Genomic DNA, 19,627 nt, shown 5'->3' on the forward strand with positions numbered 1-19,627 from the left:
TATCAGTTAAATCATAAGCAAGGGTTGTTTTTATTTAACAACGTAAATAACAAGAAATTTAGTATCAAAAGAATAGATTATTTTTTTAATTAAAAAAAAGGGTAGAAAAGACAGGGACGTAGAGCCTTTTATTATAGCCATATGATATGAATAGCCATTGGTCAAAACCAACGGCTATTGAAAAAATAAAAAAACAATATAACAATCGTATTATCTCTTATTCTGAATGATTTCGGCCAGAAGTTTTTTGGCGCGAAGCAATTTAATTTTCACATTGCTCAACGGTTCGTCAATTTTGTTGGCAATTTCCTGGTAACTCATTTCCTGAAAATAGCGCAATTGGATGACTTCCTGATAATGAGGCTTCAGTTCTTTGATGAATTGCAATAATTGGGAAAGGTTTTGTTCCGTGATCAATTCATCTTCTGCCGATGGAGTAGTGTCGGCAATATTGTAAGCTTGTTGGTCTTCTTCATCAGTAATTTCGACAAAAAGACTCGATTTCTTTTTTCGTAATAAATCGATGTGTACATTTTTTGCAATAGCGATAAGCCATGTATTAAACTGAAATTCGGAGTTATAAGTCCCTATTTTGTCAAAAGCTTTTGAGAAAGTTTCGATTGTAATATCTTCTGCATTGGTTTCATTTTCAGTGCGCTTGAGCATAAAGCCATACACTTCATTCCAATAATAATCCAATAGAAAAGTAAAGGCAACCTGATCGCCTTGTTTTGCTTTTTCTATTTGTTTGTTTATTTCCAATGTACCGGTTTTGAGAATATATTTGTTATAAAGATATTGATTTGTGTCAATATAAGTACTATCTCTACTATAGGGAACCATACTTTAATGTCATTTTCTTTTAATTTTCCTGCCGAAAATCCAACAACAATCCATGCAACCAGATATCGTACTGCAATTAAACTCAAGACTAGTATCCATTGAAATTGAAAAGATAATAAGATAATAGGCACTAAAATAAATAATAATTGCGAACAATAAAAAGCTCCTAATTGTAATTTATCTAAAGGTTTATAATAATTCGCCGTAGCTACGTGCCTTCTTTTTTGGGTAAACCACTCTTTAAATGTTGTTTTTGGTTTAGAGAGTGTGAAACTTTCCGGGGTGTAAGCAATAGTCGTGTTTTTTGCATTTGCCGCCTGATTGACAAACAAATCATCATCGCCTGAACGAATTTGCATGTGTTCTATAAAGCCATTTACATTAAAAAAAGTTTCTTTTTTGTAGGCTAAATTTCGTCCCACACCCATATATGGTTGTCCAATTTTTGCCCAAGAAAAATATTGAATTGCCGTAAGCAAAGTTTCAAAGCGAATTATTTTATTCAGAAATGAATTAGGGATTTTTTCATATTTACCATAACCCAAAACAATTGTCTTTTGCATCGTAAATTGAGAACTCATTCCAAGAATCCAGTCTTTTGAAGTTGGGTAACAATCTGCATCAGTGAATAGTAAATATTCTTTTTTGGCCGCTTTAATTCCTAAAGTCAACGCATATTTTTTGTTGCCCCAAAAAGCTTCGTTGTTCTTCACTTTTACCAAACGAACATTAGAATATTGCTTTTCAAATTCTTCAAAAATAGCCAAAGTATTATCACTTGAAGCATCGTCAATCAAGACAATTTCAAAATCAGGATAGTTTTGTTCAGCAAGTAGCGGGATGAAATTTGTTACATTTTTTTCTTCGTTTTTGGCACAAACAATAACCGATATCGGGATTCTTTTTGGCGTTACTTTTTGTGCTTTGGTAAAAGCAAATTTTCCAAAAACACCCAGATAATACGAAATTTGAACAGCAACTATAAAAATAAAAAAGTAAAGAATTAGTATAAGCATCAGAGTTTAATGAGTTTTTAAATCGAGTGCAAAGGTATGAATAGAATTGTGAATTGTTAAGTACAATGTGTGAATTTCGAAAGAATTTATCGAGGGCATTTCTTCATTTCATTTGCGACAGCAATCGCTTGGGTATCTTCTGTTTTTTCTAATTCGGAAATGATGTTTTGATAATTTTTATCATCTCGGTTTTGCGATAATTTTCTTGTGGCTTGGATTTCTGTAATTTCGATTTCAAATGCTACAATACCTCGGGTTTGCATCATGGTTTTCTTCGATAAATCTTCTACACGAACTGGGTTTTCAGAATTTTGTTCGTATTTATCAACCAGTTTTTTTAGGGATTGGACAACAGCATCTCCTTCGATAATTTTGATTTTCCCGTAAACATGTACGGCAATATAGTTCCAGGTAGGAACATTTTCATGATCGTACCAAGAAGAAGAAATGTAAGAATGTGGTCCGGAGAAAATAGCTAAAATTTGGTCTTTATCAGTAAAACCTTTCCATTGTGGGTTTTCTTTAGAAATGTGGCCACATAAAATTTGATTTCCGTCTTTATTACTATCCAGTTCTAATGGAATATGTGTTGCGCACAATTTTCCATCCGTTTGATTGATTAGGATACCAAAGCTGTTCTCTTGAAGAAATTTTTCGATTTCTTCTTGATTTTCGTTTTTGTAGGGATTTGGAGTGTACATTTTATTATTAGGTTTTAGATGTTGGTTTTGGAAATTTAGCATTAGAGATAGCAAAATGGATTTTAGGATTTATAAATACCCAACACCTAAAATCTGAAACTAAATTACATTTACCTCAGCCTCAATATGAATACCAAACGTTTTAAAAATTGTCTCTTGAATATCTTTTGAAACATTCAAAATATCCTGTCCTGTGGCATTGCCATAATTGACTAAAACTAAGGCTTGATTTTTATGGATTCCCGCATCACCAAAACGTTTTCCTTTGAAACCCGCTTGCTCAATCAGCCATCCGGCAGGAACTTTTACTTCGGTTTCAGAAACATCATAATATTTCATTTCTGGAAATTGCTGATGGATTTTCTCAAAATCAGATTTTAATAGAATTGGATTTTTAAAAAAACTGCCACTGTTTCCCAGTTCTTTTGGATCCGGTAACTTGCTTTTACGAATCGCAATTACGGCATTACTGATGTCTTTTAAAGTAGGATTGAGGATGCTTTTTTTTTCTAATTCTGATGAAATGTCACCGTAAGAAGTATTGATTTTATGGTTGCGTTTTGTCAATTTAAAAACTACCGATGTAATGACATATTGGTCTTTTACTACATTTTTGAAAACACTTTCCCGGTAGCCAAAATGGCATTCGTCTTTTGTAAACGTTTTAATTTCCTGATTTTCTCTGGTCATCGCCTCACAGGAAATGAAAGTGTCTTTAATCTCAGTGCCATAAGCACCAATATTTTGTACTGGAGTCGTGCCCACATTTCCGGGAATAAGCGACATGTTTTCTAAACCGCCAAAATTTTGGTCGATGGTCCAAAGCACAAATTCATGCCAGTTTTCTCCAGCCTGGCTTTCGACCCAAACAAAATCATCGTCTTCTTTTATTATTTCCTTGCCTTTCAAATCAATATGAATAACCAGTGCATCAATATCTTTTGTTAAAAGCATATTGCTTCCGCCACCTAAAATAAATTTATTCTGAGATTTATTTTCTTGTAAAATAGTTTTCAAATCTTCGCTTGAATGAACTGCAACGAACTGTTTTGCTTTGGCTTCAATGCCAAAAGTATTGTATTTTTTTAAAGAGAAATTATGTAGTATTTCCATAAAAGAAAGTGCTTTTTTGAATAGTTTAATCCTAGGCCAAAAGTAAGAATTAAAATTTAGTTGCATACGTTTTCATCCAGATATGCATCATAAACAACGGCATAATGTATGAAGTCATTCGGGTGTCGCCTTTTTGTAAATTCTGAACGAGTTTCTGAATGTCTATGTGTTCGAAATAAGGAATTTGGAATAAATCACTTTTAGAAAAAGATTCTAATTCTTCTTTGAAAGCAGGACTTTTTGTTATGTAATCTCCCCAAGGAGCACTCAATCCTACTTTCCTGAATTGTAGAATTTCATCTGGTAAACGTTGTTCCATTGCTGATTTCAGAATGAATTTCCACTTTTTCCCTGCAAACAGCCATTTGTCCTCCAAGGAGCCTAATCCAACAATCAATCTTGGATCTAAAAACGGTTCCCGACATTCAATAGATGCGCCCATTGTGCAACGGTCGTTTCTGTCCAAAAGGGAACATAGATAGGTGTGTTGGTCAAAATAAAGGGCTTGTCGGCGTAAATTATTCGGATACAAAGATTTCGCTTCTTTGTAAATTTGTTTCCTGTATTCGTTTTTAGGAGGTGTATTAATTCCAAAAGTTTTCGCAATGTCTGCGGGATAAATATTAGAGCCATTGTAAAGGATTAATTCAGATTTTTTTTTGATTTGAGCATAACGCATTAACTTTTCGTATCGTGGGTTTTTTATGAAAACATCTAAATTACTAATGGTTGCAATAGAATTCAATAATGATGGATATTGTAAGGGTTTGTATCGCACATAACCACCCATTAATTCATCAGCACCTTCACCGGAAAGTAATACTTTTACTGATGGTTTTGCCATTTGTGAAACTGCCAAAAGATGTGGTTCACTCAAATGCATAATTGGTTCGTCTTGAAAATAAGTGGAACGGATTAATTCATCATGCAGCTTAGTATCCTCCAATTGCATCGTATGAAATTCATAGTCGAATTTCTCCGCCATCATTTTAGCCAAATGTGCTTCGTTATGTTCTTTCTCTTTGAAACCAATATTAAAAGTTTTTATGCCTTTATAATTTTGATGGTATAATGAAGCCAAAATGGAGGAAGAGTCCAGTCCACCACTCAATAAAACGCCAACAGGAACGTCACTCACCATTCGCAATTTTATGGAATCATCAAAAGTTTCGCGAAACCATTCTACCGGATTTTTTATTTCGGGCTGATTTTGAATTTCCTTTTTTAAGTCCCACCATTTTTTGGTTGTTACTTTTCCACCTTCATGAATGGTCATGATATGTCCGGGCAATACTTTTTTTACATTTTGGTACAAAGTGTTTTCACCGGCAACAAATCGGTTAAAAATATATTCTTCCAGCCCGTCTTGTGCCATTTTGAGAGGAACTCCAGCCGTGAAAAGTGCTTTTTGTTCGGATGCAAAATAAAAAGTCTCGTTGTAAAAAGAATAGTATAGCGGTTTAACTCCCATTCTGTCACGAACAACAGTTAACTTTTTTTCCATTTTATCCCAAATAGCAAAAGCAAACATTCCGTTAAGACGGTTGAGCATTTTTAAGCCATGTAATTGGAATAATTTCATCAAAACCTCGGTATCCGAACTGGTTCTAATGTCAAATCCATTGCTTTTTAACTCGGGATAAAATTCTTTAAAATTGTAGATTTCGCCATTATAAACCAGCACATATCTTCCATCGTCTGACAAGAAAGGTTGGTGCCCGGCTGAGGAAATATCCAGAATTGAAAGTCTTCTATGTCCAAAGCCAATATTATTTTCTATAAACAATCCTTTATCATCCGGGCCACGATGTTCCAGCGAATCGCGCATCTTTGTTAGAATCCGTTCGTCAATTTTTTTTTGTAATTGTAAATGTAAGATTCCATTAATTCCACACATAGTTAATTTGGGCTATTTGTGTTGATTAATTCGTGGTATTTGTTGGCAATAATTGTCATGTTTATAGTGTAATCTGCATTTTTTTCTACAAACTTTCTGTTTTTTAAAACGGCTTCGTTCCGATGCTTATTGTTTTCAAATGCCCAAATTAATTCTTTTGCGAGCATTTTGTAATCATCAACTGTAACTAATTGTCCGTTTTCACGGTGTTTAATCCAACTTTGATTTCCTGCAATATCGGTTACAATTGGATAACAATTGGTAGCCATCGCTTCAAATAAAGAGGCCGAAACACCTTCAGTAATTGGCATACTTATATAAATATTAGATTGCTGCAATAGTTTTGGTAATGCTGTATTTGGAATTCTTCCAGTAAAGTTGACTTTGTTTTCGATATTTAATTTTTTTGCTAAATCTTTCAATGAAGAAAGTTGTGTTCCGTCTCCTATAATAGTAAGTACGAAATCTATTCCTTTTTGGTTTAAAATGGCAAATGATTTTAAAATAATATCATGACGGTATTCCGGAAACAAAGAACGAGTCACAATGGCACAAATTTTTTGGGGATTGGCGTTGTTTTTATTACCGAATTTCTCTAAATCAATTCCCTTTGGTAAAACCAAAACTTTATTCATATCGACATTGGCTGCCAGCATAGAAATTGTCATCACAGGTCCCCAAGCATGAATTAAATCCGCTTTTTTGAAAGCGTAATTCTGAACAAGTTTTTTTAAAGGTAATGAAATCGATTTTTCAGGCCATAAATCGGTTCTGCCTTGCTGTGCAATTGCTATTGGCTTTACACCAGATAATGCGGCAAGAAAGCCATAACTAGTGGTTCTCTCTGCAATTACCATATCCGGCTGCTGGGCTTTTATTATTTTCCGGATTTTAAAAATAGCTAATTCAAATTCGAAAATCCTTAAAATTCGGTTATGAATACAATCACTGGGTGTTTTTAATTCCCAAGTAATGATTTCAAAATCACCAAATTGCTTAAGACCGTTCATCCAAGTGATGGCATCAGCTCTGTAGGATTCTCCCAGAAAAAGAATTTTCTTTTTTTGCATCAGTATAAATTAGAATTACTCAGAAGTTAAAGCGCGATTTATAAAGTCATTTAGTGGTTTCAGGGTAATTAATTTTTTACTCATTGTAGCAACAAAATCTTTTTTTGTTACTTCTGAAATATCAATTCTTTGAGAAGATTCGAAGCTTTTCAGTTTAAGTAAATCAATGGCTGGATGGTCTTTTTCGTACCCTCGTGGTGGGTTTTTTAGTGTATTTTTTTCATTTCGATCAAAATCCTTAAATTCCTTTTTGAAATTTTTATCCTCAAGAATTGCTTCTAAATCATCATGGAAATAAGCAATTTCCTTACGCATTTTTTTCAAATCATCCGCTTCGGGACAATACAATCCTCCGGCAATAAAACTAGCGCCTTTTTCTAAATGAATATAATATCCGGAGCGATTTAAACCTTTTGCACCCGAAGAAAGCCAAACACCTAAGTGCGATTTATAAGGAGTCTTGTCCTTAGAGAACCGAATGTCACGATTGATTCTGAAAGTACAATTTTTTACTTCCAACATTTCCAACGAAGGATCCATTGGTTTCATCACGTCAAGTAAATCAGCAACTAATTGCTGGTAATCTTTCTTGAAAGCTTCGTACCTTTTTTTATTGTCCAAAAACCAATCCCTATTATTGTTGGCCTTTAAATCATCCAGAAATTGGAGTGTGTCTTTTGAAAGCATCTTAAAACTATTGTAATTGTTTTCTTAAATCAGTTTCACTTATAAAACCAGAATGTTTCCATTTTACTTCTTTGTTTTCATACAATAATAAGGTAGGAAGTTCACTAATTTTCATTTCAGTCATCAAGGTTTTATTTTTATCTGCATCCAATCGAATAATAACGATTTTATCTGCTAATTCTTTTTCCATTTGCAAAAGATACGGTTTCATTTTTTTGCATGGAGCGCACCATTCTGCATAAAAATCAATCAATACTTTTTTATCTGAGTTTAATAATTTGTTGTATTCCTGAGTTGATAGGCCAATTATTTTGCTACTTGGTTTAGAAAGGCCAGCTGCATCCCATTTTAATATTCCGCCGTCTAATTGGTATATGCTTGTAAAACCTAATTCACTTAATTTTTCAGCAGCTTTTTGACTTCTTCCTCCACTTTTGCAATACACAAAAACAGGTTTTGATTTGTCGAATTTTTCGGCATTTGTAACAAAATCATTGCTAAGCCAATTTATATTTTTAGCATTGTCAATATGATCTGACGCAAATTCTTCAGGAGTTCGTACATCTAGGATTTGTGGATTTGTAGTCTCCTTTATTCTTTCAGCAAAAGCTTTGGCTTCAATAGTTTTTACGTCTTTTGAAGTTTGTCCATTACAGGATAAAACTACAAAAGATAGGATTATAAGGAATATTGAATGAAATTTCATTGATCTGATTTTAAATTGGAATAGGCTAAATTAGGTAAATTTTCATTTTGGTAACCTTAATTAACTATTAAATAAAATTACAAGTTGAAAATTTTATAGGTCTGATGTGTCGATTTTACAATCGTTTCCGTGCGTTCCGGATGTGTATCTGAAATAAAGAGCTGTCCAAAAGTATCGCTGTTGACCATTTCAATAATTTTAGAGACCCGGCTTTCGTCTAATTTATCAAAGATATCATCAAATAATAGAATCGGTTTTACGCCACTTTGTTTTTTTAGGAATTCAAACTGTGCTAATTTTAAAGCGATTAGGAATGATTTCTGTTGACCCTGTGATCCAAATTTCTTGATGGGATGTTCGTCTATTTCAAATGATAAGTCATCTTTATGAATTCCCACACTTGTATAATGTAACGCCCTGTCTTTATTGATGTTTTCTTGTAAAAGTGTCAACAACTCTTTTTCGAATAAATGACTTTCATACACCAGTTGAACAGTTTCTTGTGAGCCCGTTATGGCTTGATGGTGTGTATTGAAAATAGGAATAAACTGGTCGATAAATTCTTTTCTTTTTTCGAAAATATAATTTCCGAAACTGTTGAGCTGCTCATTATATATAGAGAGCGTATCGTTTTCAAAAACATGATTCAGCGCGAAATATTTTAACAAAGCATTACGTTGGTTCATTACTTTTTGGTACTGAATCAGTTGCTGTAAATAATGGGAATCGAGCTGCGAAATTACGCTATCCATAAATTTTCTTCGAGTTTCACTGCCTTCCACAATCAAATCCCTGTCGGCAGGAGAAATGATTACCAAAGGGATGAAACCAATATGATCTGAAAATTTATCGTACGCTTTCCCGTTGCGTTTCAATATTTTTTTTTGACCTTTCTTTAAACTGCAAAGGATTTGCTCATTTCTTTCGTTTTTTTCAAATTCAGCATCAATCACAAAGAATTCTTCTCCGTGTTTAATATTCTGAACAGCTAATGGATTGAAATAACTTTTTCCGTACGATAAATGATAGATTGCATCAAGCACATTTGTCTTTCCAATACCATTCTTACCTACAAAACAATTTATTTTGCTGTCAAAATCAAAATTTGCTTCTGAAAAATTCTTATAATTGAATAATGAAATCTTTTTTAAATACATCTTTAAGGCTTGCTGGTATTGAGAACTTTGATGTTTTTGAACGGGTTTTTCAAAGCGGGTGCAAATTATTGAAAAATATCGATAAAAATGGCTTTTAGATTTTTTCTATGGAAATTATTTTTCCTTTGGAAAGAAAGAACCTCCTATAATATTTTTTTGAATATAAAAGCATATTTTTTATGTCGGTTTGAATAAAAATTTTATTTTTGCGACTCACTAAATTAAAATTAAATGGCTACGTACAGTAAAAGAGGATATAAAGCACCAAAAGAAAAAGAAGTAAATGATGCGGTTGAAGAGGTTAAAATTGATGAAAAAGACAGCACAACAGCTGGTGTTTTTTCAACATTAGACGAAACAGCTTCAAGAACTGAGGATTGGGTAGCTAGAAATCAAAAAGTCATTATAGGATTAGTTGCAGGTGTTGCATTGTTTACTGTAGGTTATTTAGCATATCAAAAATTTGTTGCTACTCCAAAACAAGATGAAGCGGCTAATGAAATGTTTGTTGCGCAAGAAAATTTTCAAAAAGCTACTGATGGAGTTGCTAGCGATTCATTATATAAGTTGTCTTTGAATGGTTCCGAAGGGAAATTTGGATTTTTAAAAATTGCTGATGAATATTCTGGAACAGATGCAGGGAACCTAGCTAATTATTATGCAGGATTAGCTTATTTGAATACAGGAAAATATAATGAAGCTATCGAATATTTAGGGAAATTTAAATCTGAAGATATTGTTTTAGGTGCTTTGGCAAAAGGAGCGATAGGGGATGCTTATTCTCAAAAAAATCAACCAAAAGAAGCTTTAGAAAATTACGTAAAAGCAGCTGAGTCAAATAAAAATGATTTTACAACACCACGTTTCTTGTTAAAAGCTGGAAAAATAGCTTTAGCGTTAGGAAACAAAGCGGATGCTTTAAAATATTTTACAGATATAAAAGAAAATTTTGAGGCAACTCCAGAAGCTGCTTCAATTGACGTCTTGATAGGATTGGCACAATAGTAAAAATGATTTAAGATTCCTGATTGAAGAGTGTAGGTTTTTGTTTTCAAAATGCTATCTTTAATATCTGAAATCAAAACTCTATAATCAAAAATCAAATGGCTACCGTAAATAAAAATTTATCTGATTACGATAAAAATTCAATCCCAAATGCGAAAGATTTTCGCTTTGGGATTGTTGTTTCAGAATGGAATGATGCTATAACTGAAGGACTTTATAAAGGTGCTATTGAAGCCCTTTTGGAAAACCAAGTTCCACCACAGCATATTATTCGGTGGAATGTTCCTGGAAGCTTTGAACTTATTTATGGCTCTAAGAAAATGTTGCAAACGCAGAATGTAGATGCTGTTATTGCTATTGGATGCGTAATTCAAGGGCAAACGAAACATTTTGATTTTGTGTGTGAAGGAGTAACTCAAGGAATTAAAGATTTGAATGTACAAACTGATATTCCGGTTATTTTTTGCGTTTTGACTGATAATACTATGCAACAATCCATTGACAGAAGTGGAGGAATTCATGGGAACAAAGGTACTGAGGCTGCTATTGCGGCTATAAAAATGGCTTATATTCGTCAACAAGCTTCGTTGTCACATCAAATAGATAATCAACATTTATTGTCTGCAGGAGCTATCCAAATAGAAGAAGGATCGCCTTTAGAGTTGAAGGAATAAATAATATAATTTTATTAAAATTTAAGTAAAAACCTACTCCATTGGAGTAGGTTTTTTATTGAGCCACTAATGCATTTATAAAAGATTCTTCATATATATCTTGGCATTAGCAATTAATAAAGTAGTAAAGAATCTGTGGAAATCCGTTTTATGAATTATAAATCATTACCCAAAGGATTATTCATGTGCATGAGCTGCTTCAAGATTAATATCAGATAGCGCAATTTCTGTTAAGGATACGTCTGTTTTTTTCTCTTCTTCGAGAGTTTTAGCCAATAAAGTGGCAGCTTTATTTTCACCTAATGTTACAGCATAAGCACGCAAAGTACCGTAAGTGGCAATTTCATAATGTTCTACTTTTTGAGCTGCGGCTATAATTGCTGCATCGCGGACCACTCCAATTTCTGTTTCTTCCATAATGCCATCAGCTTCTTTCAGTAATCCTTCCATCGCATCACATTTTTTACCTACTGCTTTTATGCCCAAAGATTCAAATACTTTTTCTAAACGAACTACATGTTCCTCTGTTTCTTTTAAATGGTGTTCAAAGGCATGAATCAGTTTAGATGAAGTTGCATTTTTTGCCATTTTTGGCAAAGCTTTCGTCAACGCATGCTCTGCCCAAAAGATGTCTTTCAATCCGTCTTCAAAAAAATCTCTCAGACCTTGTGCCGCATCTGGTTTTGCTTTTACAGCTCCTTTTTTAGATTCTGCTTTTGCATTTTCTTGTTTTTCATTGGTTGCTTTCATAACGGTTGTTTTTAATTATTTTACTTGTTTGAAATAACAAATTTAAGTTTTAAACGTGTAGAAGGGTTATATAATTTCGTTAAAAAATTTCAAAATTCATACTTTATGTTGTTGTTTTTCAAGTATTTGAATTTTTGTATTGGCCTTGGGATTTTAGTCTTTGATTTAGAATTAGATGAGGTTTGATAATATATGCGGAATATTTGTATCACAGTGGATTTGAGGGTTAGCTTGCTGAAGTTAGTTCTTAACGAGGCTATATATGCCGAATTTTTAGGGTGTGAATTTTTCTTTTTTAAAAGCACATTAATAATAAAACCCAATAGAAATTCATTAAATTTGTAGTTCTTGGTTTTAAATTTTTTTAAACCATAAACTTTAAACCTAAATTTGTTAATGTCGAGTATAATTCAATTACTTCCTGATCATGTTGCCAATCAAATTGCTGCTGGAGAAGTCGTTCAAAGACCAGCTTCAGTTGTCAAAGAGTTGCTTGAAAACGCAGTAGACGCGAGAGCAATAGATATCAAATTAATTATTAAAGATGCAGGAAAGGCATTAGTACAAGTGATTGATAATGGTTTAGGAATGAGCGTAACTGATGCGCGTTTGTGTTTTGAACGTCATGCCACTTCTAAAATTCGTCAAGCTGAAGATTTATTTTCTTTGCATACCAAAGGATTTCGTGGAGAAGCATTGGCTTCTATTGCGGCGATTGCCCATGTAGAAATGAAAACCAAACAAGACCAGGAAGAACTTGGAACACACATTATAATTGAAGGCAGTAAGTTTGTATCTCAAGATGTTGCTGTTTTGCCAAAAGGCACTTCATTTGCAGTGAAAAACTTATTCTTTAATATTCCGGCACGACGCAATTTCTTGAAATCGGATACGGTGGAATACCGTCATATTATTGATGAGTTTCAACGTGTGGCTTTGGCGCATCCAAAAATTCATTTTACGTTTTATCACAATGGCAGTGAAATGTTTAATTTGCCACCTTCCACTTTGCGACAACGTATTGTCAATATTTTTTCGGGTAAAACCAATGAAAAATTAGTTCCGGTTCAAGAAGAAACAGAAATAGTGGCGATTCAAGGATTTGTAAGCAAACCAGAATTTGCCAAGAAAAATCGTGGCGAGCAATTTTTCTTTGTGAATGACCGTTTTATAAAAAGTGGTTATTTACATCATGCTGTTATGGCTGCTTATGACGGGATTTTGAAAGATGGTGCACAACCTAGTTATTTTTTATATTTATCTGTGCCACCCAATACAATTGATATCAATATACATCCTACTAAAACGGAGATTAAGTTTGATGACGAACATGCTTTATATGCTATTTTAAGAGCTTCAATAAAACATAGTTTAGGACAATTTAATGTGGCTCCGGTTTTGGATTTTGACCGGGATTCTAATTTAGACACTCCTTATCATTATAAAGATTTAGAAGGCGCTACACCAACCATTCAGGTTGATGGAAATTTCAATCCGTTCTCTGATGATAAACCGAATAAACATTTTTCAAATTACAAGAAACCAGAATCAACAGCAAATTGGGAAAGTTTGTATGTAGGTTTAAAACAAGATACGGATGAAATAGGACATATTACTTTCGAAAATGAAGAAGTGACTTCCTCTTTATTCAATGATGAAGAAGTAGAACATGCGGTTCATAAAACCTATCAAATTCATAAAAAATATATTGTTTCCTCCATAAAATCAGGAATGGTAATTGTTGATCAACAGCGGGCGCATCAGCGTGTTTTGTACGAACAATTCCTTGTTAATATGACAGTTAATCAAGCTTCAAGTCAGCAGTTATTATTTCCATTGAACTTGTTTTTTTCATCAAGCGAAATGGATCTTATCGCTGAATTGCAACTTTCATTGATGAATACTGGGTTTGTTTTCGAAGAAAATAATACAGATCATATCGTCATTTCAGGAATACCGGTGAACGTAACAGAGAGTGAAGTCTCAATTGTTTTGGAACAATTATTAAGTGATTTACAAGACGGAATTCCAGAAAGCAGTTTTAGCCAGAACGATACAATTGCCAAATCTATGGCGAAAAGTTTGGCCGTAAAAACAGGAACACACCTTACAGAAAAAGAACAGGAAAATTTGGTTAACGGGCTTTTTGCCTGTAAAGACCCTAATGTTTCCCCATTTCATAAACCCACTTTCATCACTATGCGTGTGGAAGATTTAGATAAAAAATTTGCACTATGAGAAACGTAACAGAGACGGTTAAGCAATTAATCATTATTAATATTTTATTTTTTGTTGGTACACTTGTCATAGGTGATCCAGCTTATAAAATGCTTTCCATGTATTTTCCTGAAAATCCAAATTTCCAAGTTTGGCAGCCTATTTCACACATGTTTATGCATGGTGGATTTATGCATATTTTCTTCAACATGTTTGCGCTATATTCTTTTGGTTCTGCATTAGAAAGTATTTGGGGAAGCAAAAAGTTTCTCTTTTTCTATATTTCTTGTGGCTTAGGTGCAGCATTGCTTCATACAGGAATCAACTATTATTACTATCAGGATGGAATAAATTCTTTAATGGGGCAAGGATTTTCAAAAACAGAAATTTTGGCCGTTTTGAATGGAAAAGGTAACGACCAGATAGTTCCAATTTTAAATAGTCCCGGTTTTCAAAATTTCGTAAGTGCCTATTTTGGAACTGTTGTTGGAGCTTCTGGAGCTATATATGGTGTAATTGTTGCTTTTGCTTTTATGTTTCCTAATGCAGAATTGGCTTTAATGTTTATTCCAGTGCCAATAAAGGCAAAATATTTTGTACCCGGTTTAGTTTTAGTAGATTTGTATTTAGGAGTGTCAGGAAAATCAATTTTTGGAGGCGGCGGTGGAATAGCTCATTTTGCTCACGTTGGAGGTGCCTTATTTGGTTTCATTATTATGTGGTACTGGAAGAAAAATCAGTTTAATAGTAATCGTTGGAATTAATTTAAGAAAATGGGTAATATTTTAGACGACTTGAAATTGCAGTATAAATTAGGTGGAATAGCCCAACGGTTAATCTATTGGAATGTTTTTTGTTTTCTGGTTTCATTACTTTTTTTTTATCAATTTAAAGTTGGTGCCTTTGATTTTCCAAATTGGATTGCGCTTTCTTCAGAGCCTTCTAATTTTATTATAAAACCCTGGACTTTTCTAACCTATGCTTTTTTTCATGATGGATTCTGGCATTTGTTTTTTAATATGATGGTTTTAAATTTTTCAAGTAGTTTGTTTTTGACTTTTTTTACACCAAAGCAATACTTAGGGTTGTATTTATTGAGTGCTATATTTGCCGGAATAGCTTTTGTAGCCGGTTATTATTTTTTAAATTTAAGTTCATCAATTGTTGGCGCTTCGGCTGCAATCATGGCTGTTCTGGTAGCTACAACAACGTATCATCCTTTGATGAATATTAGATTGTTGCTCATTGGTAATGTGAAATTATGGCACATCACTTTTGTGATTATTTTGATCGATTTAATGCAATTCAGATTAGGAAATACAGGAGGGCATATTTCTCATCTTTCAGGAGCTTTTTTTGGTTTTATTTTTATTAAATTGCTTCAAAATGGGATTGATTTAAGTAAAATTGTTTCTCGTATTCTAGATTTTTTTACAAATTTGTTTAAAAAAAATGCAGCAACGCCATTCAAAAAAGTACATAAAAATTATAGCAAGCCAGTTGAAAAAAGTACTTCGAGAATAATAGCCAAAGATAAAGCACAGCAACAAATTGATGAAATTTTAGATAAAATAAGTCAATCAGGTTATGATAGTCTGACCAAAGAAGAAAAAGAATTTTTGTTCAAAGCGGGCAAATAAATTAGCAGTTTTAGTTAGAGAAAATAAAAAAAATGAAAAACCTTTCATGGTTCAATAAAGTAATGTTTGTATTTAATATAGCGCTCGCTGTAATGACTTTCATTGCTTATGTTTTTCCTTTTTTAGCACCAAAATCGTTCCCTCTTCTATCAGTATTGACGCTTTTTATGCCTCTTTTCTTTATTATAAATGGATTGTTTTTCGTTTATTGGGCTCTTCAATTCAAAAAGCGAATGATTGTCTCCGGTTTGGTACTTTTAATTGGAATTACTTTTATCAATAAATTCTATAAATTTTCTGCTGTCGAATTGCCCAAAGGAGAAAATGATTTTACTATAATGAGCTACAATGTTCATTTATTCAATGTGTTTAAGTGGATTGATAGAGATGATGTTCCTTCTGAAATTTTAACCTTTATAAATGATAAAAATCCTGATGTATTGTGTATTCAGGAGTACTCTTCTTCAGCCGATATTGATTTTAAAGTGTATCCGCACCGCTATATTTTTACAGATGGAAATAATATTAAAAGTGGGCAGGCTATTTTTTCTAAATTCCCCATTATTAATCAAGGAAATATTGTTTTTGCGAACACAACTAACAATATCGTTTTTGCTGATATTAAAAAAGGAAAGGATATCATCAGAGTGTACAATATGCATTTGCAATCATTGAAAATATCTCCCGATGTTAATGAAATTGATGAAAATATTGATGTGATTAATCAGAAGAAATCAAAAAAGATGCTGATGAGAATTAGTGAAGGTTTCAAAGAGCAACAAGAACAAGCTGAGAAGCTAAAAGAACATGTTAAAGATTGTGAATATCCAATTATCATTTGTGGGGATATGAATAATAGCGCTTTTTCGTATGTTTATAGAGGTATAAAAGGAAAGCTAAAAGATAGTTTTGAAGAAGCAGGAAAAGGTTTTGGAGAAACGTATAAGTTTCGGTATTACCCAGCACGAATTGATTATATCTTTGCCGATGAAAAAATTAAGGTCAAGAAATTTGAAAACTTTCCCGAATTTATTAATTCAGATCATTTTCCTATTATGGCTAGATTATCTTTTGAACAGCAATAATTATAACTTCTATTTTATAATAAGTTTTTGTTTTTTCAAATACTCCATAGCAAATTTTCCTTCATTAAATAATAAATCCAGAACACTTAGATTGTTAATGAATCCATGTTTATCATCGAAAACCTGAGTGTAAGGTTCAAATACGGATTTGTCTTTTTTTCCTTCTACCAAGCCTCTACAATCAGTTATTACAGTTGTTTCAACTTCATGAAAATATTCAGTTGTAGTTGAATATTCGATTTTAAAACGCAAGCATTTAGATAGAATGGCTAGAGTTTCAAAATTTAAATCCAATAAAAAAGTTTGCTTTTTTTCGAATATTGGACGTAAATCATCTTCAAAAAATTCAAAAAAGGGAGAGCTTCTGTACGCCGCTTCCAATGATTTAAAATGCTGTTTTTGCCAATCGAAATCGGTTTCTATTTTTATATCTTTTGTCTTTTGATGACTTTCTTTCGAATGTTTTACAGGAATATTCAATAACTGAATTCCATTTGGACTGTAAATATAAGTGCGATTGCGATTGGTTTGTTTTTGGAAATTATCTTCAATTTCAAACGTAATACTTTCAACCTGAGCCATGGCCACAAAATGACTAATTGATGGAAAATAGGTTGGATGTAATAAAGTGTTCATCTTTGAAAGTATTTTAAAAACAAAAGTCATAAAAACATTTTATTGAAATTATGACCTTAGTTATCTATTGTGAAATTTTAGTATTTATCAATCTTCAAATTAATCTTTTTTCGCTTTTCTTTTTTTCCAGAAATATTCTCCAACAAAGAAAGCTACTAAAGCAAGTAGGAATAATTTAAAGTACGATTGTGGCTGGCCTTCACCGCTAACAGTCGTGAAAACCCTGTCCCAACGAATTTTATTTATTCCTTTTCCATGAGGGTCTATGCTTAGCCATATAAAGATTGGTTTTCCTACAATATGATCTTCTGGAACATATCCCCAATACCGGCTGTCTTCAGAGTTATGGCGGTTGTCTCCCATCATCCAATAATAATTTTGGTCGAAGGTGTAACTGTTAACTACTTTCCCGTCAATTCTTATTTCGCTTCCATTTACTTTTAAGTCTTTTTTCTCGTATTCAGAAATAATCATTCTGTAAAATGGTAATGTTTCAGTTGTTAAAGAAACTGTTTTCCCTTTTTGTGGAATATAAATCGGACCAAAATTATCACGATTCCATTTGTTGATATGAGGGAATATACCGCCTTCTATACCTTTTGAGATTTGTCTTGTTACGGATACAACTCCGGGAACATTTTTTAATCTTTCTGCTCCGGCAGCAGTAAGTGCTTTTAAGAATAAAGTATCTCTTAAATCATTTTTAAACCCGGCATCATCCGTAATATCCAACTCTTTTAATAAAGATTCAAAATCGATTGATGTTTTTCCGTCTAGTGCAACTGCATAAGAAAATTGCGGTTTAGCTCTTTCCGGTAATTGTAATATTTTGCCGTTGATGTAAACTATCCCGTCTTTTATTGACAAGCTATCGCCAGGAATACCAACACATCTTTTTACATAATTTGATTTTTTATCTACTGGTTTGTAAGCTCTTCTTTTTGATGTATCAAAAAACTTATAAACGGTGTCTACAGGCCAGTTGAAAACCACTATATCAGTTCGATTTATGTTTTGAATACCAGGTAATCTCAAATAAGGCAATTGTGGCCATGTAAGATAAGATTTGCTTTTAGTCAAAGGAATTGAATCATGAACCATTGGCAAAGCCACAGTAGTCATGGGAACTCTTGCTCCATAATTCATTTTGCTCACAAATAAAAAATCCCCAATTAATAATGATTTCTCCAGTGAGGATGTAGGTATGGTATACGGTTGAATAAAATACGTATGAACTAAAGTAGCTACGATAACTGCAAAAAGTAACGAACTTATAGTATCTGCCGTTTTATTTTCAGGTTGTAAACTTCTGTCTGCTATGTAATCTAATTTTTGGGTATAGTTAACATAATAGATATAGAATCCAAAAGTTACAATGCCTAAAAAAGTATCTAAAGAAGATTTTTTTCCAAAACTCCTTAAGGTTTCAACCCAAATTACAGGGAACATAATGAGGTTAATAATTGGGATAAAAAGTAAAACCGTCCACCAGGTAGGTCGATTTATTATTTTCATTAAAACAATAGCATTATAAACAGGAATGGCCGCTTCCCAACGCTTTCTACCTGCACTTTCGTATAATTTCCAAGTTCCTAGAAAGTGGACTACCTGCATAATTAGAAAAAACACAAACCATTGATATGCTGTCATAATTTTTTATTTAAAGTTTAAAGTTGTTTCATTCGAAACTAGCTTAGATTGAAACAAGTTTATTTTAAATTTAAAACGTCTTTCATTGTAAAAACACCTTGTTTGCCTACAATCCACTCTGCTGCAATTACGGCTCCAAGGGCAAAACCTTCCCGATTGTGTGCGGTATGTTTGATTTCGATAGCATCAACAACGGAGTTATAAGTTACTGTATGGGTTCCGGGAACGGTCCCAGTTCTTTTGGTATCGATGTAAATTTGATTCGCTTCAGGATTTTCTAATGTCCAATTAGTGTACTTACTATTTTCAATTACTCCTTTTGCTAATGAAATCGCAGTTCCACTTGGTGCATCCAGTTTTTGAGTATGATGAATTTCTTCCATTTCAACAGTGTAGTTGTCGAATTTTGACATTATTTTAGCTAAATACTCATTGAGTTCAAAGAAAATATTTACACCTAAACTGAAGTTAGAGCTGGATATAAACGCTCCGTTTTTTGCTGCGCACAACGCTAGCATTTCATCATAATGTTCTAACCAGCCTGTAGTTCCTGAGATTACAGGTACATTAGCATGAAAACAACTTGAAATGTTACTTACAGCTGCTGTTGGAACACTGAAATCGATAGCCACATCAGCATTTGAAAGCCCTTCATAAGTATTGAATTCATCCTTTTTCAAAACGATTTCATGACCTCTTTCAAGAGCAATTCTTTCTATTACCTGACCCATTTTTCCGTATCCTAAAAGCGCAATTTTCATTTGTTTTATTTTTTAAATT

General features: G+C 33.0%; 19 protein-coding genes. 6 read left to right on the plus strand and 13 right to left on the minus strand.

The window, feature by feature from the left end; all coding sequences use genetic code 11:
- Positions 1–210: 210 nt before the first annotated feature.
- The 9 genes from ACM55M_RS10425 to recF form a co-directional block, all read right to left on the minus strand.
- Positions 211–762 carry an RNA polymerase sigma factor gene (locus ACM55M_RS10425; RefSeq protein ID WP_416857558.1) on the minus strand — a complete coding sequence of 184 codons (552 nt, stop codon included), beginning with the start codon at positions 760–762 and terminating at the stop codon, positions 211–213.
- Complete coding sequence (locus ACM55M_RS10430) at positions 753–1,859, minus strand: glycosyltransferase (RefSeq protein WP_416857560.1); 1,107 nt, start codon at positions 1,857–1,859, stop codon at positions 753–755. The genes ACM55M_RS10425 and ACM55M_RS10430 overlap by 10 nt, the downstream gene beginning before the upstream one ends.
- Before the next feature lie 86 nt (positions 1,860–1,945).
- Positions 1,946–2,560: an FMN-binding negative transcriptional regulator gene (locus ACM55M_RS10435; protein ID WP_416857561.1), complete on the minus strand. Its 615-nt coding sequence runs from the start codon at positions 2,558–2,560 to the stop codon at positions 1,946–1,948.
- 99 nt (positions 2,561–2,659) lie between these two features.
- Complete coding sequence (murB, locus tag ACM55M_RS10440) at positions 2,660–3,673, minus strand: UDP-N-acetylmuramate dehydrogenase (RefSeq protein ID WP_416857562.1); 1,014 nt, start codon at positions 3,671–3,673, stop codon at positions 2,660–2,662.
- A gap of 49 nt (positions 3,674–3,722) precedes the next feature.
- Complete coding sequence (gene asnB, locus ACM55M_RS10445; RefSeq protein WP_416857564.1) at positions 3,723–5,570, minus strand: asparagine synthase (glutamine-hydrolyzing); 1,848 nt, start codon at positions 5,568–5,570, stop codon at positions 3,723–3,725.
- A 2-nt stretch (positions 5,571–5,572) separates the two neighbouring features.
- Entirely contained in the window at positions 5,573–6,640 is a 1,068-nt protein-coding gene (locus ACM55M_RS10450) for a glycosyltransferase (protein WP_416857566.1), read from the minus strand.
- A gap of 15 nt (positions 6,641–6,655) precedes the next feature.
- Complete coding sequence (locus tag ACM55M_RS10455; protein WP_416857567.1) at positions 6,656–7,327, minus strand: DUF2461 domain-containing protein; 672 nt, start codon at positions 7,325–7,327, stop codon at positions 6,656–6,658.
- 7 nt (positions 7,328–7,334) lie between these two features.
- Complete coding sequence (locus tag ACM55M_RS10460) at positions 7,335–8,033, minus strand: thioredoxin domain-containing protein (protein ID WP_416857568.1); 699 nt, start codon at positions 8,031–8,033, stop codon at positions 7,335–7,337.
- A gap of 77 nt (positions 8,034–8,110) precedes the next feature.
- Positions 8,111–9,190 carry a DNA replication/repair protein RecF gene (gene recF, locus ACM55M_RS10465; protein ID WP_416857569.1) on the minus strand — a complete coding sequence of 360 codons (1,080 nt, stop codon included), beginning with the start codon at positions 9,188–9,190 and terminating at the stop codon, positions 8,111–8,113.
- A 231-nt stretch (positions 9,191–9,421) separates the two neighbouring features.
- Here recF and ACM55M_RS10470 point away from each other — a divergent pair, with 231 nt between their 5' ends.
- Both ACM55M_RS10470 and ribH read left to right on the plus strand, forming a co-directional pair.
- Positions 9,422–10,195: a tetratricopeptide repeat protein gene (locus ACM55M_RS10470; protein WP_416857570.1), complete on the plus strand. Its 774-nt coding sequence runs from the start codon at positions 9,422–9,424 to the stop codon at positions 10,193–10,195.
- Positions 10,196–10,293: 98 nt separating this feature from the next.
- Positions 10,294–10,869 carry a 6,7-dimethyl-8-ribityllumazine synthase gene (gene ribH / locus ACM55M_RS10475; RefSeq protein WP_416850091.1) on the plus strand — a complete coding sequence of 192 codons (576 nt, stop codon included), beginning with the start codon at positions 10,294–10,296 and terminating at the stop codon, positions 10,867–10,869.
- A gap of 177 nt (positions 10,870–11,046) precedes the next feature.
- Here the strand turns inward: ribH and ACM55M_RS10480 are convergent, their stop codons facing one another.
- Positions 11,047–11,619 (minus strand): YciE/YciF ferroxidase family protein, encoded by a 573-nt coding sequence (locus ACM55M_RS10480; protein WP_416850090.1) that lies wholly within the window; start codon positions 11,617–11,619, stop codon positions 11,047–11,049.
- 396 nt (positions 11,620–12,015) lie between these two features.
- On the opposite strand from ACM55M_RS10480, the gene mutL reads away from it, so the two are divergent.
- Genes mutL through ACM55M_RS10500 form a run of 4 tightly spaced genes read left to right on the plus strand, consistent with a single transcriptional unit; the run spans position 12,016 to position 16,561 of the window.
- A complete protein-coding gene (gene mutL / locus ACM55M_RS10485) occupies positions 12,016–13,857 on the plus strand; it encodes a DNA mismatch repair endonuclease MutL (RefSeq protein WP_416857572.1) in 1,842 nt (613 codons plus the stop codon).
- Entirely contained in the window at positions 13,854–14,600 is a 747-nt protein-coding gene (locus tag ACM55M_RS10490) for a rhomboid family intramembrane serine protease (RefSeq protein WP_416850088.1), read from the plus strand. The genes mutL and ACM55M_RS10490 overlap by 4 nt, the downstream gene beginning before the upstream one ends.
- A gap of 9 nt (positions 14,601–14,609) precedes the next feature.
- The gene (locus ACM55M_RS10495) at positions 14,610–15,476 is read left to right on the plus strand and encodes a rhomboid family intramembrane serine protease (RefSeq protein ID WP_416857574.1); all 867 of its coding nucleotides are present in this window, start codon (positions 14,610–14,612) and stop codon (positions 15,474–15,476) included.
- Positions 15,477–15,508: 32 nt separating this feature from the next.
- On the plus strand, positions 15,509–16,561 hold the full coding sequence (locus ACM55M_RS10500) for an endonuclease/exonuclease/phosphatase family protein (RefSeq protein ID WP_416857575.1): 1,053 nt from the start codon (positions 15,509–15,511) through the stop codon (positions 16,559–16,561).
- Between the two features lie 9 nt (positions 16,562–16,570).
- On the opposite strand, the gene ACM55M_RS10505 is transcribed toward ACM55M_RS10500, so the two are convergent.
- From ACM55M_RS10505 to dapB, 3 genes are all read right to left on the minus strand, one after another.
- Positions 16,571–17,197 (minus strand): WbqC family protein, encoded by a 627-nt coding sequence (locus tag ACM55M_RS10505; protein WP_416857576.1) that lies wholly within the window; start codon positions 17,195–17,197, stop codon positions 16,571–16,573.
- Positions 17,198–17,296: 99 nt separating this feature from the next.
- A complete protein-coding gene (gene lepB / locus ACM55M_RS10510; protein ID WP_416857578.1) occupies positions 17,297–18,847 on the minus strand; it encodes a signal peptidase I in 1,551 nt (516 codons plus the stop codon).
- 59 nt (positions 18,848–18,906) lie between these two features.
- Complete coding sequence (gene dapB, locus ACM55M_RS10515) at positions 18,907–19,608, minus strand: 4-hydroxy-tetrahydrodipicolinate reductase (protein ID WP_416857580.1); 702 nt, start codon at positions 19,606–19,608, stop codon at positions 18,907–18,909.
- Positions 19,609–19,627: the final 19 nt, after the last annotated feature.

Origin of the sequence: Flavobacterium galactosi (assembly GCF_048158585.1) — a bacterium.
Classification (GTDB): domain Bacteria; phylum Bacteroidota; class Bacteroidia; order Flavobacteriales; family Flavobacteriaceae; genus Flavobacterium; species Flavobacterium galactosi.

Excerpts from the sequence above, each read along its gene's own strand:
- ACM55M_RS10480 (WP_416850090.1), bottom strand. The coding sequence starts at position 11,619 with ATGAAAGCAACCAATGAAAAACAAGAAAATGCAAAAGCAGAATCTAAA.
- ACM55M_RS10430 (WP_416857560.1), bottom strand. The coding sequence starts at position 1,859 with ATGCTTATACTAATTCTTTACTTTTTTATTTTTATAGTTGCTGTTCAA.
- ACM55M_RS10470 (WP_416857570.1), top strand. The coding sequence starts at position 9,422 with ATGGCTACGTACAGTAAAAGAGGATATAAAGCACCAAAAGAAAAAGAA.
- ACM55M_RS10500 (WP_416857575.1), top strand. The coding sequence starts at position 15,509 with ATGAAAAACCTTTCATGGTTCAATAAAGTAATGTTTGTATTTAATATA.
- ACM55M_RS10460 (WP_416857568.1), bottom strand. The coding sequence starts at position 8,033 with ATGAAATTTCATTCAATATTCCTTATAATCCTATCTTTTGTAGTTTTA.
- ACM55M_RS10505 (WP_416857576.1), bottom strand. The coding sequence starts at position 17,197 with ATGAACACTTTATTACATCCAACCTATTTTCCATCAATTAGTCATTTT.
- ACM55M_RS10495 (WP_416857574.1), top strand. The coding sequence starts at position 14,610 with ATGGGTAATATTTTAGACGACTTGAAATTGCAGTATAAATTAGGTGGA.
- ACM55M_RS10450 (WP_416857566.1), bottom strand. The coding sequence starts at position 6,640 with ATGCAAAAAAAGAAAATTCTTTTTCTGGGAGAATCCTACAGAGCTGAT.
- mutL (WP_416857572.1), top strand. The coding sequence starts at position 12,016 with ATGTCGAGTATAATTCAATTACTTCCTGATCATGTTGCCAATCAAATT.
- ACM55M_RS10490 (WP_416850088.1), top strand. The coding sequence starts at position 13,854 with ATGAGAAACGTAACAGAGACGGTTAAGCAATTAATCATTATTAATATT.
- asnB (WP_416857564.1), bottom strand. The coding sequence starts at position 5,570 with ATGTGTGGAATTAATGGAATCTTACATTTACAATTACAAAAAAAAATT.
- ACM55M_RS10455 (WP_416857567.1), bottom strand. The coding sequence starts at position 7,327 with ATGCTTTCAAAAGACACACTCCAATTTCTGGATGATTTAAAGGCCAAC.
- murB (WP_416857562.1), bottom strand. The coding sequence starts at position 3,673 with ATGGAAATACTACATAATTTCTCTTTAAAAAAATACAATACTTTTGGC.
- lepB (WP_416857578.1), bottom strand. The coding sequence starts at position 18,847 with ATGACAGCATATCAATGGTTTGTGTTTTTTCTAATTATGCAGGTAGTC.
- ribH (WP_416850091.1), top strand. The coding sequence starts at position 10,294 with ATGGCTACCGTAAATAAAAATTTATCTGATTACGATAAAAATTCAATC.
- recF (WP_416857569.1), bottom strand. The coding sequence starts at position 9,190 with ATGTATTTAAAAAAGATTTCATTATTCAATTATAAGAATTTTTCAGAA.
- ACM55M_RS10435 (WP_416857561.1), bottom strand. The coding sequence starts at position 2,560 with ATGTACACTCCAAATCCCTACAAAAACGAAAATCAAGAAGAAATCGAA.
- dapB (WP_416857580.1), bottom strand. The coding sequence starts at position 19,608 with ATGAAAATTGCGCTTTTAGGATACGGAAAAATGGGTCAGGTAATAGAA.